This window comes from Scandinavium lactucae, from assembly GCF_033843265.1.
GTDB lineage: Bacteria > Pseudomonadota > Gammaproteobacteria > Enterobacterales > Enterobacteriaceae > Scandinavium > Scandinavium lactucae.
On the sequence record NZ_JAWXRD010000001.1, the window covers coordinates 13,620 to 26,243 of the forward strand.

Annotated in this window: 11 protein-coding genes; 6 read left to right on the plus strand and 5 right to left on the minus strand. The window is 54.9% G+C overall.

Features of this window, described 5'->3' with window-relative positions; all coding sequences use genetic code 11:
• Positions 1 to 187: 187 nt before the first annotated feature.
• The 3 genes from nsrR (at position 188) to rlmB (ending at position 4,037) form a co-directional block, all read left to right on the plus strand.
• Positions 188 to 613, plus strand: a complete 426-nt coding sequence (nsrR, locus tag SIK69_RS00065; RefSeq protein WP_319785109.1) for a nitric oxide-sensing transcriptional repressor NsrR — start codon at positions 188 to 190, stop codon at positions 611 to 613.
• A 162-nt stretch (positions 614 to 775) separates the two neighbouring features.
• Positions 776 to 3,214, plus strand: a complete 2,439-nt coding sequence (gene rnr, locus SIK69_RS00070) for a ribonuclease R (RefSeq protein ID WP_319785110.1) — start codon at positions 776 to 778, stop codon at positions 3,212 to 3,214.
• A 91-nt stretch (positions 3,215 to 3,305) separates the two neighbouring features.
• Complete coding sequence (gene rlmB, locus SIK69_RS00075) at positions 3,306 to 4,037, plus strand: 23S rRNA (guanosine(2251)-2'-O)-methyltransferase RlmB (protein WP_319628437.1); 732 nt, start codon at positions 3,306 to 3,308, stop codon at positions 4,035 to 4,037.
• An 81-nt stretch (positions 4,038 to 4,118) separates the two neighbouring features.
• Here rlmB and SIK69_RS00080 read toward each other — a convergent pair whose 3' ends face one another.
• On the minus strand, positions 4,119 to 5,408 hold the full coding sequence (locus tag SIK69_RS00080) for an MFS transporter (RefSeq protein WP_319785111.1): 1,290 nt from the start codon (positions 5,406 to 5,408) through the stop codon (positions 4,119 to 4,121).
• 197 nt (positions 5,409 to 5,605) lie between these two features.
• On the opposite strand from SIK69_RS00080, the gene SIK69_RS00085 reads away from it, so the two are divergent.
• Positions 5,606 to 7,228, plus strand: coding sequence for an isovaleryl-CoA dehydrogenase (locus SIK69_RS00085; RefSeq protein ID WP_319785112.1), 1,623 nt, complete (start codon positions 5,606 to 5,608; stop codon positions 7,226 to 7,228).
• Positions 7,229 to 7,262: 34 nt separating this feature from the next.
• Here the strand turns inward: SIK69_RS00085 and SIK69_RS00090 are convergent, their stop codons facing one another.
• Both SIK69_RS00090 and bsmA read right to left on the minus strand, forming a co-directional pair.
• Entirely contained in the window at positions 7,263 to 7,538 is a 276-nt protein-coding gene (locus tag SIK69_RS00090; RefSeq protein ID WP_319628434.1) for a YdgH/BhsA/McbA family protein, read from the minus strand.
• Positions 7,539 to 7,669: 131 nt separating this feature from the next.
• Positions 7,670 to 7,981, minus strand: a complete 312-nt coding sequence (gene bsmA / locus SIK69_RS00095; RefSeq protein WP_319628433.1) for a biofilm peroxide resistance protein BsmA — start codon at positions 7,979 to 7,981, stop codon at positions 7,670 to 7,672.
• A 206-nt stretch (positions 7,982 to 8,187) separates the two neighbouring features.
• On the opposite strand from bsmA, the gene yjfP reads away from it, so the two are divergent.
• Positions 8,188 to 8,901 carry an esterase gene (yjfP, locus tag SIK69_RS00100; RefSeq protein ID WP_319628432.1) on the plus strand — a complete coding sequence of 238 codons (714 nt, stop codon included), beginning with the start codon at positions 8,188 to 8,190 and terminating at the stop codon, positions 8,899 to 8,901.
• Here the strand turns inward: yjfP and ulaR are convergent.
• The gene (ulaR, locus tag SIK69_RS00105; protein ID WP_319628431.1) at positions 8,898 to 9,653 is read right to left on the minus strand and encodes an HTH-type transcriptional regulator UlaR; all 756 of its coding nucleotides are present in this window, start codon (positions 9,651 to 9,653) and stop codon (positions 8,898 to 8,900) included. The genes yjfP and ulaR overlap by 4 nt on opposite strands.
• 125 nt (positions 9,654 to 9,778) lie before the next feature.
• Positions 9,779 to 10,843: an L-ascorbate 6-phosphate lactonase gene (ulaG, locus tag SIK69_RS00110; RefSeq protein WP_319785113.1), complete on the minus strand. Its 1,065-nt coding sequence runs from the start codon at positions 10,841 to 10,843 to the stop codon at positions 9,779 to 9,781.
• Between the two features lie 376 nt (positions 10,844 to 11,219).
• Here ulaG and ulaA point away from each other — a divergent pair, with 376 nt between their 5' ends.
• Complete coding sequence (gene ulaA / locus SIK69_RS00115) at positions 11,220 to 12,620, plus strand: PTS ascorbate transporter subunit IIC (protein WP_319785114.1); 1,401 nt, start codon at positions 11,220 to 11,222, stop codon at positions 12,618 to 12,620.
• Positions 12,621 to 12,624: the final 4 nt, after the last annotated feature.

A 12,624-nucleotide genomic window follows, 5' to 3' on the forward strand; every position in this document is an offset into this window, starting at 1 on the left:
CTAGATGGCTGGCTGGTTTATCATCAATATAAATATGCGTCATCATTCAAGCTGCCTCTTTGTTGGCTGCCTTCGTTCACCCAGGCCACTTACTTGTGTAAGCTCCCAGGGGTCACTCAGTTGCCGCCGCGATGCAACCTGAATGATTTAGCGTATTTCTGTATTTATTCCCTGCGTTGAGGTTGATGTGCAGTTAACGAGTTTCACCGATTACGGATTGCGTGCGCTAATCTATATGGCATCGCTGCCGGACGGTCGAATGACCAGTATCTCTGAGGTAACAGCGGTCTATGGCGTGTCGCGTAATCATATGGTTAAAATTATCAACCAGCTAAGCCGTGCAGGCTTTGTAGACGCTGTACGCGGAAAAAACGGTGGCATTCGTCTGGGCAAACCTGCCAACACTATTATCATCGGTGATGTGGTTCGCGAACTTGAACCGTTATCGCTGGTGAACTGCAGCAGCGATTTTTGCCACATTACGCCCGCCTGTCGTTTAAAACAGGCGCTTGCTAAGGCCGTAAACAGTTTTCTCAAGGAACTGGATAACTACACCCTGGCCGATTTGGTTGAAGAGAATCAACCGCTTTATAAATTATTGCTGGTGGAGTGACCTATACACTCAATAATTCGAGTCGCAGGAAGGCGGCAAGCCCGAGAATCCCAAGCGCTTACTCAGGTAAGTGACTGGGGTGAGCGGACGTAGCCAACGCACATGCCACGAGAAGTATGACGGGTATATTACTTTACCGGAGCTGACAACGGAGGAACCGCTATGTCACACGATCCTTTCCAGGAACGCGAAGCTGAAAAATACGCGAACCCTATCCCGAGCCGGGAATTCATCCTCGATTTTATTGCCAAACGCGAAAAACCGGTCAGCCGAGACGAGCTGGCGACTGAGCTGAAAATCGAAGGAGAAGAGCAGCAGGAAGCCCTGCGTCGCCGTCTGCGTGCCATGGAGCGCGACGGGCAACTGGTCTTCACTCGCCGTCAGTGCTATGCGCTGCCGGAACGCCTCGATTTGCTGAAAGGCAAAGTCATTGGCCACCGCGACGGTTTTGGTTTCCTGCGCGTCGAAGGGCGCAAAGACGATCTCTATCTCTCATCTGAACAGATGAAAATGTGTATGCACGGCGATTTGGTGCTGGCGCAGCCGCTGGGGGCCGATCGTAAAGGCCGTCGCGAAGCGCGAATTGTCCGCGTGCTCGAAGCCAGAACGGGACAAATCGTCGGGCGTTACTTTACCGATGCAGGCATCGGTTTCGTGGTGCCAGACGACAGCCGTCTGAGCTTTGATATCCTCATCCCGCCAGAAGAAGTGATGGGCGCGCGGATGGGCTTTGTAGTGGTGGTTGAGCTGACTCAGCGTCCAACACGCCGTACAAAAGCTATCGGTAAAATTGTTGAAGTGCTGGGTGATAACATGGGCACCAGCATGGCCGTAGACATGGCGCTGCGTACCCATGAAATCCCGTACGTCTGGCCGCCAGAAGTGGAAAAACAGATTGCTGGTCTGAAAGAGCAGGTGCCTGAAGAAGCGAAAATTGGCCGCGTAGATTTGCGTGACCTGCCGCTGATGACAATTGATGGCGAAGATGCCCGTGACTTCGATGACGCCGTGTTCTGCGAGAAGAAACGCGGCGGAGGCTGGCGTCTGTGGGTAGCCATCGCTGACGTTAGCTACTACGTCCGTCCACCAACGGCCCTGGATGCCGAAGCCCGCAATCGCGGCACGTCGGTCTACTTCCCGTCGCAGGTTGTACCGATGCTGCCGGAAGTGCTCTCAAACGGCCTGTGTTCTCTGAACCCGCAGGTTGACCGCTTGTGTATGGTCTGTGAAATGACCATTTCGGCAAAAGGACGCCTGACAAGTTATACATTCTACGAAGCGGTAATGAGTTCTCATGCGCGTCTGACCTACAACAAGGTCTGGCATATCCTGCAAGGCGATCAGGAGCTGCGTGAGCAGTACGCCCCGCTGGTGAAGCATATCGAAGAATTGCACAATCTCTACAAAGTGCTGGATACATCCCGTGCTGAACGTGGCGGGATCTCGTTTGAAAGCGAAGAAGCGAAGTTTATCTTCAATGCCGAGCGCCGCATTGAGCGCATTGAGCAAACGCAGCGTAACGATGCGCATAAACTGATTGAAGAGTGCATGATCCTCGCGAATATTTCGGCGGCGCGCTTCGTTGAGAAAGAGTCAGAGCCTGCGCTGTTCCGTATTCACGACAAGCCTACCGAAGAGGCCATCACGTCCTTCCGTACCGTGCTGGCGGAGCTGGGTCTTGAGCTACCGGGCGGGAATAAGCCTGAGCCGCGCGATTACGCAGAATTGCTGACGTCGATCGCCGATCGCCCCGATCATGAAATGCTGCAAACCATGCTGCTGCGCTCGATGAAACAGGCGGTATATGACCCGGAAAACCGCGGTCACTTCGGGCTGGCGTTGCAGTCTTACGCGCACTTTACCTCACCGATTCGTCGTTACCCGGATTTGTCGCTACACCGCGCCATTAAATATCTGTTGGCGAAAGATGAGGGGCACACTGGCAACTCCACCGATACCGGTGGCTGGCACTACAGCATGGAAGAGATGCTCCAGTTGGGCCAGCACTGTTCGATGACCGAACGCCGCGCCGATGAAGCGACGCGTGAAGTCTCTGACTGGCTGAAGTGTGACTTCATGCAGGATCAGGTCGGTAACGTCTTCCCGGGCGTTATCGCCAGCGTCACTGGCTTCGGCTTCTTCGTGCGCCTCAACGATCTGTTTATCGACGGTCTGGTTCACGTTTCTTCTCTCGATAACGACTACTACCGTTTCGACCAGGTCGGGCAGCGCCTGATTGGTGAATCGGGCGGCCAAACCTACCGTCTGGGCGATCGCGTGGAAGTGAAAGTTGAAGCCGTCAACATGGATGAGCGTAAGATCGACTTCTCACTGATTTCCAGCGAACGCGGTCCGCGCAACGTGGGTAAAACCGCGCGCGAAAAAGCGAAGAAACCGGGTAATGGCAACCGACGTCGTCAGGCGGGCAAAAAGGTGAACTTCGAGCCGGACAGCGCCTTCCGGGGTGACAAAGGCCAGGCAAAGCCGAAAGCGAGTAAAGACGCCGCCGGTAAGAAAGCGAAAAAACCGTCGGACAAAACGCTTAAAATCGCCACCGCGACCAAAGCCAAACGCGCTTCGAAAAAGAAAGTAGCCGAGTAATTTTTACCCTCACTCTTGACCTCTCCTTCGCCGCTTTGCGGGGAGGGTTGAGGTGAGGGGAATAGCAATTAACCCTTTACGAGTACCATTCATGAGTGAAATGATTTACGGCATCCATGCGGTGCAGGCCCTGCTGGAGCGCGCTCCAGAGCGTTTTCAGGAAGTATTTATTCTGAAAGGCCGTGAAGACAAACGTCTTCTGCCGCTGATCCATGCCCTGGAAGCCCAGGGTGTGGTGATCCAGGTGGCTAACCGCCAGTACCTGGATGAGAAAAGCGAAGGTGCTGTGCATCAAGGGATCATCGCCCGTGTGAAAGAGGGCCGACAGTATCAGGAAAACGATCTGCCTGACCTGCTGGCGCAGTTCGATAATCCGTTCCTGCTGATCCTCGACGGCGTGACCGATCCCCATAATCTTGGCGCGTGTCTGCGTAGTGCCGATGCTGCGGGTGTTCATGCGGTGATTGTCCCACGCGATCGGTCTGCCCAGCTCAATGCGACGGCGAAGAAAGTCGCCTGTGGCGCGGCTGAAAACGTGCCGTTGATCCGGGTGACTAACCTGGCGCGCACCATGCGACTGTTGCAGGAAGAGAACGTCTGGATCGTGGGCACGGCAGGTGAAGCCGACCATACGCTGTATCAGAGCAAAATGACCGGTAGCATGGCGCTGGTGATGGGGGCCGAAGGGGAAGGGATGCGTCGTCTGACCCGTGAGCACTGCGATGAACTGATCAGCATTCCGATGGCAGGCAGCGTGTCGTCACTGAACGTGTCTGTCGCCACCGGTATTTGCCTGTTCGAGGCCGTGCGTCAGAGAAGTTAATCGTTAATACCTGATGGCGTTACGTTTACCTGACTTCCATCTCAGTAGGTCAGGCAAACGTAGCGCCGCCGGGCAATTGGTTTACTCATCCAGTGACCGCAAATGGTCGTCCTTTCTCAGCGTCATCAGTGCGACAATACTCACCACCGCCGTGGCCATCACGTAATAAGCCGGAATATCGAGATTACCCGTCTGCTTAATCAGCCCGGTGATGATCAACCCCGCACAGCCTGAGAAAAACGCGTTGGACAACGAATACGCCAACCCCAGCCCGGTATAGCGCACTTTGGTCGGGAACATCTCAGCCAGCATCGCTGGGCCTGGCCCTGCCAGCATTCCGACCAGACCCCCCGCAATCAGAACTACTCCCGCTTTTACCCACAGCGTGCTCGACTCTGCCTGCAAAATATTAAGCAATGGCTGCGCCAGGACCAGCAGCAGTACAGCCGCACTCACCATCACCGTGCGACGGCCTATTTTATCGCTCAGGATGCCTGCCGGAATAATGGTCGCGGCGAAGCCAATATTTGAAATCACCGCAATCAGCAGTGCCTGGTTAAATCCGGTATGTAGCGCAGACTGCAGATAGGAAGGCATGATCACCAGATAGGTATATCCCGCCGCCGACCACACCATCAGACGACCGATGCCGGTCATAATGGCGTTAAAGGTGGAGCGGGTGCTGGCTTTAATCGCCGGGGTAGCAGTTGCTTGCTGACGGACAAAGCTCGGAGTCTCTTCCATATTGACCCGTAGCCAAAGCGCAACGCCACCCATAGGTAACGCCAGGAAGAACGGTACGCGCCAGCCCCAGTCGAGCATGGCTTCCGGGCTTAACAGGGCAGACAGCAGCGCGACGATACCCGCCCCCGCCAGCAGGCCCAGTGCCACGGTGAAGGATTGCCAGGCACCGTACAGGCCACGTTTGCCACGCGGGGCAAACTCGGTCATCAACGACACGGCCCCGCCGTACTCGCCTCCGGCAAACAGGCCCTGCAATATACGCAGTGCGGTTAATACTAGCGGGGCGGCGACGCCAATGCTCGCGTATACCGGCACCAGGCCAATGGCGGTGGTCGCGAGCGTCATCATTACCAGCACCAGAATCAGCGTCGGTTTACGTCCGATTCTGTCTCCCATCCGGCCAAAAACCACCGCGCCCAACGGGCGGAAGAAAAATGCCACTGCAAACGCCGCGTAGGTAAGAATCAACCCGGTGAGCGGCGCTTCGCCCTCCAGTTGGAAGAAGTTTTTGGCAATCACCGTAGCCAGGAAACCGTAGACGGCAAATTCGTACCACTCGATGAAATTGCCGATTGAACCGGCGATAAGCGCCCGCTTGTGCGCCGCTGCTGCTGACCCTGTTTGCATAAACCGTCCCGGGGTGACCATCGTATTAACATGTGAATAAATTATTCCATACAAAAACGATAACAAGATTTAAAATTCTTACGCCTGTGATGTGCTTCACGAAGCAAGAGATGATTCTTTTTTGTCCGGAGTTTCACAGGCAGAAAGGCAGAGGGCAACCATACTTACGGCTGATGCCAATGAAGGAGGGAGACACGATGCACTGGCAAACCCATACGGTGTTTAATCAGCCGACTCCGCTCAGTAACAGTAATCTTTTTCTCTCAGACAGCGCCCTGCGCGAGGCGGTGATGCGCGAAGGTGCGGCCTGGGACGTGGATTTACTGGCTAGCATCGGGCAGCAGCTCGGCGCTGCGGAGTCGCTGGAGCTCGGGCGGTTGGCGAACGTGAACCCACCGGAGTTACTGCGTTATGACGCGACGGGTGAGCGGCTCGACGATGTACGTTTTCACCCTGCATGGCACCTTCTAATGCAGGGGCTGTGCGCCAACCGGGTACATAATCTGGCCTGGGAAGATGAGGCGCGAGCGGGAGCATTTGTGGCCCGCGCCGCCCGCTTTATCCTTCATGCTCAGGTCGAGGCCGGGACGCTCTGCCCAATAACCATGACCTTCGCCGCCACGCCATTGTTACAGCAATTGCTGCCCAAAGCCTTTGCCGACTGGCTCTCGCCGCTGATGAGCGATCGTTACGACTCCCATTTTCTGCCGGGCAGTCAGAAGCGCGGGCTGTTAATTGGTATGGGTATGACCGAAAAGCAGGGTGGTTCGGACGTGCTGAGCAATACCACGCGGGCGGAAAAAATCGACGGCGAGAGGTACCGGCTGGTGGGGCATAAGTGGTTTTTCTCGGTGCCACAAAGCGACGCGCATTTAGTGCTGGCGCAGGCGACAGGTGGCTTGTCATGCTTCTTTGTTCCCCGCTTTTTGCCGGACGGACAGCGCAACGCCATCCGGATCGAACGTCTGAAAGACAAGCTCGGCAACCGCTCGAACGCCAGCAGTGAAGTCGAGTTTACCGACGCCACCGGCTGGCTGTTAGGTGAAGAAGGGGAAGGTATCAGGCTCATTCTCAGGATGGGCGGCCTGACCCGGTTTGACTGTGCGCTGGGTAGCCACGGACTGATGCGCCGCGCGCTGTCGGTGGCGCTGTATCACGCCCATCAACGACAGGCGTTTGGTAAGACGCTGATTACTCAGCCGCTGATGCGCCAGGTGCTCAGCCGAATGGCATTACAGCTCGAAGGCCAGACCGCCTTTCTGTTCCGCCTCGCCAGGGCGTGGGATAATCGACGTTCGCCGGAGGAAACCCTCTGGGCGCGGCTGTTTACCCCCGCGGCAAAATTTGCGGTATGCAAAGCGGGTATCCCGTTCGTGGCCGAGGCGATGGAAGTGCTGGGCGGCATCGGCTATTGCGAAGATAACGAACTTCCGCGTCTGTATCGGGAAATGCCGGTGAACAGCATCTGGGAAGGTTCTGGCAATATTATGTGCCTCGATGTGCTGCGTGTGCTGACAAAACAGTTTGGCGTTCTGGATTTGCTCAGTGCGGAATGCAATGAGGTGAAAGGACAAGACCGGCATTTCGACAGGGCCTGGCGACAGTTCCAGCAGCGTCTGCGTAAGCCGTCGGAAGCGCAAGGACGGGAGATAACGCAGCAGCTGTATCTGCTAGGCTGTGGGGCGCAAATGTTGAAAACCGCGACGCCGCCGGTGGCGCAGGCATGGTGTCGAATGATGCTCGACGTGCGCGGAGGTGTGATGCTGGATGAACGGGTTCAGGATGATTTGTTGCGGCGTGCCACGGGGGGCGCGGGATAAATCATCAGGGCAGGCGTTCCGTCTGCCCCTCTTATCAGGCGTAGAGAATCGCCTGCACGCGCCAGTTATCGGCATGCTGCTCTTCATACATCTGGATAATGCGATACCAGCTCGCCCCTTGCTCGTCGGCTTTAAGGGCAATCACGTGTTCGACATCCTGAAGGCTGCCTGAAATATTATTGACGGAAATCAGACCAATTTCATTCAGTCCGGTCACGCAATCGGCGCTGGCAAATTCCGCAGACTGCGCCGTGGTGTTAGAAAATCCTAATGTGTAGGCAAAGGCGTGTTTCATCGTCGTCAGCTCCATTTCACGTAACCCGAGGTTAGCCCTGGGCAATCCATTGCAGACGTGCATCCTGAAAAGCGGCATGACGTCATTGTGCATCGGGAAACGTGAACGGCTGAAAAGCAATGTAAATCTGGCTAAATGATGCTCGCTTATTGTTTGCGATACATAATTGCCTGTGAATACCATTGCCCCGGCACTACGGTGTCATCGATCATGACAATCACGTAGTAATCGGCTTTGGCGGCGGTGACCTTAGCCTTGATCTCTGCTTCAACGTCCATTGGTGAACCGTACACCATGGCGCTAACCGTTCCTATTTTCTGCAGGCCTTCCGTTTGATTTCGTTGGATTTCCTGCGGATGACTGGTCAGCGGTGGCGGCGCTTCAGGTGTTCCCTGAAGTACGCTACATCCACACAGTAAAAGCGCCAGCAGCATTGGCGTAACACGTCGCATAGCCATATCCCGTTTCCTGATAATCATTAGTGTAGTGATTAATAATTTGCGTTTAGGGGGAATGTTCCCGAACTGTTATCTCTGGCGCGATTTTCGAATGAAATAATCGTAAAAGCGTAATCCAGCTCTCAACATTAACAGCAACTCAAAAAGGATAAACTTGCGTGTGAGAATGCTGCGTGTCATACCAGCATAAAAGAAGGAGAAAATAAATGATTGAACTTGAAATGCGCAATCTGGCGGGCGGCGAGATTTTGCATGCTTATCCGCAGGGCAAATCCGGGAGCGCGCTGCCCTGTATCATTTTTTATCATGGATTCACCTCTTCCCGGGTGGTCTACAGCTATTTTGCTGTTGCACTGGCCGAGGCTGGATTTCGGGTGATTATGCCTGATGCCCCTGAGCACGGGGCACGATTTAACGGCGATGCTGCCGGGCGGCTCCAGCGTTTTTGGCCCATTTTGCTGAACAGCTGTCAGGGGTTTTCCGCGCTGCGTGACGCGATTGTGCAACAGGGCTGGCTGGAAGAGGGGCGGCTGGCGGTTGCCGGTGCATCAATGGGCGGAATGACCGCGCTGGGGATCATGACGCATCACCCGGAGCTGACATGCGGGGCGAGCCTGATGGGCTCCGGCTATTTTACCTCGCTTTCCCGGACGCTTTTTCCGTCACCCACTTTTCCACCCGAACTCGCCGAGTGGGACGTCGGACATCAGCTGGACAAGCTGGCCGCTAAGCCGCTGATGCTGTGGCACGGGGAAGACGACGATGTGGTTCCCGCCGCCGAATCTTTCCGTTTACAGCAGGCGTTAAAGCAACACGGGCTTGATGGGCAGCTCACCTTCCAGTGGCAGGCAGGCGTTCGCCACCGCATCACGCCGGAAGCGCTGGACGCGACGGTGGCGTTCTTTCGCCAAACGCTTTAAACCCGTACAACCTTTACGCCCTGCGCCTCGAGCTGTTGAAGGATCTCAGGGCTGGCATCTTTGCCAGTGATGACCACGTCGATTTCATCGGCGCGGCTGAACAGCATCCCCGCGCGCTCGCCCACTTTGGTGCTGTCGACCAGCACCACCAGTTTCCCCACACCGTTGAGCATTTTTTGTTCGGCCATCGCAGTCAGCATATCGGTTTTATACAGCCCGTCGGCGGTCAGTCCTTTACCGCTGGTGAACATCCAGTGTCCGGCATACAGCGAATTTTCGCTGCTCTGCGGGCTCAGGGTGATGGCCTGACTTTTATTGTACTGGCCGCCCATAATGATCACACTCTCGTGTTCCTGGTCTATCAGAAAATTAGCCAGCGGCAGGTAGTTAGTGATTATCTGCACCGGCTTGCCACACATTTCCCGGCCCAGCAGGAAGGCGGTCGAACCACAGTTGATCACCACACTTTCGCCCGGATTAACCAGCTGCGAAGCCGCGCGCGCAATACGCACCTTTTCGTCGTGATTCAGCGCTTCGTGGATGTTCATCGGCGTCCAGCGCGGGCGCTGCTGGCTGATGGCCTCCGCGCCGTTACGCACCTTTTTTAGCCTGCCACTTTCATCCAGTTTATTGATATCCCGACGCGCGGTGGCAGGGGAAATACCCAGTTTTTCAATCACCTGTTCAACGGTGACAAAACCGGACTGCGCCAGCAGTTCGAGTAAAATTTGATGCCGTTGTGCTTCCGTCATGCGCTATTCCGAAGATCCGTGATTTTTACTGATGATATTTGAAATAGCCTGAAATTACTAAATCAATGTCGTCTTAACGCGGGCGCGACCTCATCCCCCCGGATCGGTGCCGCGCCTGCTCAGACTTAAAGGAAGGATTTAAACGGCAGATCCGGTTCGGTGGTGAAGCAATCGTCGAAGCCGCGCGGGTAGTGGTACTCAAAATTGTCTTTATCCAGCGGCCAGGTAAATTTGCCGCCAACCTGCCAGATAAACGGCTTAAAGCCATACTTCAGGCGATCTTTTTTCATCTCCCACAGCACGCGGATTTCCTGCGGATCCGCCTGGAAGTTCGACCAGATATCGTGATGGAACGGGATGACCACTTTAGTATTCAGCGCTTCCGCCATTCGCAGCATATCGGCGCTGGTCATTTTGTCGGTGATACCTCGTGGGTTTTCACCGTACGAGCCCAATGCCACGTCAATCTGGTGCTCGTTGCCGTGTTTCGCGTAGTAGTTGGAGTAGTGGGAGTCGCCGCTGTGATACAGATTGCCGCCCGGTGTTTTGAACAGATAGTTGACCGCGCGCTGGTCCATGCCGTCTGGCAACACGCCAGCCGCTTTTTGAGAGGCAGGTAGGGTGATCAACGCCGTGCGGTCAAAGGCATCTAACGCATGGATTTCAATGTCTTTGACGTTAACCACGTCACCCGGCTTGACGACGATGCAGCGTTCACGCGGCACGCCCCAGCCGATCCACAGATCGACGCAGGTTTGCGGGCCGATAAACGGCACATCTGCCGCGCAGTTTTGCATCACCGCGGCAGCTACGTTCACATCAATATGATCGTTGTGATCGTGCGTAGAAAGTACGGCATCAATCTGGCGAATAGCAAAAGGATCCAGTACGAACGGAGTTGTGCGCAGGTTTGGCTGGAGCTTCTTCACCCCGGCCATGCGCTGCATCTGGTGGCCCTGCTTCATCAGCGGGTTACCGTGGCTTTGCTTGCCGGTTCCGCACCAGAAGTCGACACACAGATTCGCGCCGCCCTGGGACTTTAACCAGATACCGGTGCAGCCCAGCCACCACATGGAGAAGGTTCCTGCCGCGACTTTTTCCTGCTCGATCTCTTCATTGAGCCAACTGCCCCATTCCGGAAACGTATTCAGGATCCAGGATTCGCGGGTAATGGTGTCCACTTTACTCATCGTGACTTTCCTTCTTGGTTGTCAAATGGGTTGTCAAAATAAATCACTAAATGATTGTTGTTGATTAATCCTGACATCAATCTTCAACCAGCGCAACTGTCAGTTGTGCATTTTTAGAGCGTTGCGAGAGTGGGGATCATGCCGTTTATCGGCGTGAAAGGCAGTGCAGAAGTGTTTTCGATGAGCGCTTTTGACTGTATTTATTGACGTAAACAGCGGAAAGATGAAAGCCATGAAATCTCTGTGGAGATAATTTGAGAGCTGACTCGCATTTAATCAAATTCAATCTTGTGGTGATTATTTATGATTATTAGAGTGAGCACCACAAACCCGGGCGCTGCCAACTCGCCCGATGATTCCACCCACGGAGATCATTATGGCGTTCCTCTACACCGTTTTTAGCGTGTTCTTTAACCAGGTCATGACCAACGCCCCGCTGCTATTAGGTATCGTGACGTGCCTGGGTTACGTCCTGTTGCGTAAAAGCATCAGCGTGGTAATCAAAGGCACCATCAAAACCATTATCGGTTTTATGTTGCTGCAGGCGGGGTCGGGCATTTTGACCGGAACCTTCAAACCTGTCGTCGCGAAAATGTCGGAAGTGTATGGCATTAACGGCGCAATATCAGATACCTACGCGTCGATGATGGCGACCATTGAGCGGATGGGCGATGCCTACAGCTGGGTTGGATATGCCGTGCTGTTGGCGCTGGCGCTGAACATTCTGTACGTGCTGCTGCGGCGTATCACCGGGATCCGCACCATCATGCTCACCGGGCACATCATGTTCCAGCAGGCCGGGCTGATTGCGGTGTTCTTCTATATTCTCGGCTACCCGATGTGGACCACCATTATCTGCACCGCGGTGCTGGTGTCGCTCTACTGGGGGATCACCTCCAACATGATGTACAAGCCGACGCAGATGGTGACTGACAACTGTGGCTTCTCGATTGGCCATCAACAGCAGTTTGCCTCCTGGATTGCCTACAAAATCGCGCCGTACCTTGGCAAGAAAGAGGAGAGCGTCGAAGATCTCAACCTGCCCGGCTGGCTGAATATTTTCCATGACAACATTGTCTCCACCGCGATTGTTATGACTCTGTTCTTTGGCGTCATTCTCCTCTCGTTCGGTATTGATGTGGTTCAGGCGATGGCCGGGAAAGTGCACTGGACTATCTACATTCTGCAAACCGGCTTCCAGTTCGCAGTGGCGATTTTCATCATCGTGCAGGGCGTGCGCATGTTTGTCGCGGAGTTGTCCGAGGCCTTTAACGGCATTTCGCAGCGCCTGATCCCCGGCGCGGTGCTGGCTATCGACTGCGCCGCTATCTACAGCTTTGCTCCAAACGCCGTGGTCTGGGGATTCATCTGGGGCACGGTCGGGCAACTGATTGCTGTCGGGATCCTGATCGGCTTCGGTTCCTCCATCATGATTATCCCTGGCTTCATTCCGATGTTCTTCTCAAACGCCACCATTGGTGTCTTCGCGAACCACTTTGGCGGTTGGCGCGCGGCGCTCAAGATTTGTCTGGTCATGGGGATGATTGAGATTTTTGGCTGCGTCTGGGCGGTAAAACTGACCGGCATGAGCGCATGGATGGGCATGGCGGACTGGTCAATTCTCGCTCCACCAATGATGCAGGGCTTCGCGTCCATCGGCATTGTCTTTATGGCACTCATTATCGTGATTGCCCTGGCTTATATGGTCTTCGCTGGGCGTACGTTGCGCGCGGAAGAAGATGCAGAAAAACACCTGGCAGAATCTTCTGCCCACTAAAAGG